The sequence below is a fragment of the Microvirga sp. Mcv34 genome (genome assembly GCF_024519725.1).
Taxonomy (GTDB): Bacteria; Pseudomonadota; Alphaproteobacteria; order Rhizobiales; family Beijerinckiaceae; genus Microvirga.
This window is the reverse complement of record NZ_JALJRK010000248.1, coordinates 1-1,135: the sequence shown is the minus strand read 5'-3', so window position 1 is coordinate 1,135 and position 1,135 is coordinate 1. Positions and strand designations below refer to the sequence as shown.

Below are 1,135 nucleotides of genomic sequence, written 5' to 3'. Positions count from 1 at the left end.
CAGCGATAGCCGATGAAACATTGCCGCACATCCGCTGTGGGGACCCAGACCGGCTGGGCCCGTTCGCCAATTTGGCAGAACTGTTGTCCGCTTACATAGCGGTCATACGTGTCCGGCCCGATTCCCAGCACGACTGCTCCCCGGCTGGCGACGAGGCCACGGGCCTGACGGCAACTCATCGCAGGAGTCAAAGAGTTCTCTTGGGCCAGAGAGCCTGTTGCAAGCAGAACGGTAAGAACGCCCAAAGAGAATCTCTTCCCAAAGCGAATTTCTTCATGAGACACCAACGATAGCCTTCATGTGATGATTACACCGCAATGCGCTGAAAGCGACATGTTGTGATCAGCAGCGGGCCCAATGCCAATCGAAAACCTGCAGCATCCAGACATGACCCTTATCTGATCCAGAGTAACTCTGCTTCCTCTGCCGCCACGGCAAAATACGTCTGCAGCGCGATCGCCCGACAGTCGACCATGGCCCCCGGCTTCAGGTTCGCCCGAAAGCCGTCGTTCGTACGCATCTGGGCCGAGCCTCTCAGGACAAGCATCTGACGATACGAGCCACGAGCCGCGATCTTGCTCAGGTTCCTACGTATTCCGGCTTTCAGAACGGTGATGGCGATTTCATTGTACGTGACGGGATTGCCGTCTGCCCGGGCATCCTCTGGCAGGCGGCTTACAGACGGTTCAACCTGCGGGGCCTCTACGTTGCTAGTGCCTCTCTGGTCAGCAAGCTCTATCCTGAGGGCTGTGGCCAGCCTGACGGCATTGTCCAGGGTTGGGGAGAAGCGCCCGTTCTCGACACGAGAAATCGTCGAGGCGGCAATCCCAGACAGGCGCGAGAGCTCACGCAGGGACAGCTTCAGCTCTTTCCTGCGGTTAAATATCTGCTGACCAAAGCTCACGTCGCGCACCCCAGCACTCCAGGCCAGAATCAATCGTCGAATGGCAACTACCCTGCGGAAGGTCCGAATGCAAAACCTCTGTGGCGGCGGCAACGACCTGCAAGATCGGAGCAGGCGTATGGATCGGGAGGCTTGTTGAGTAGATGGACGAACTTCGGCGCCCTTGAGGCGACTTCGGACGACCTGATCAGGCAAGCCGCAGCCGATCCCAACAACGCTGCCGCACTAAAC

At 58.4% G+C, this 1,135-nt stretch carries 2 protein-coding genes; both read right to left on the bottom strand.

From position 1 onward, the window contains the following. Positions 1-245: hypothetical protein (locus OC446_RS30440; RefSeq protein ID WP_262032595.1), on the bottom strand; the 245-nt coding region annotated here is incomplete at its 3' end. 149 nt (positions 246-394) lie between these two features. After that, positions 395-913: a helix-turn-helix domain-containing protein gene (locus OC446_RS30435; RefSeq protein WP_262032594.1), complete on the bottom strand. Its 519-nt coding sequence runs from the start codon at positions 911-913 to the stop codon at positions 395-397. Positions 914-1,135: the final 222 nt, after the last annotated feature.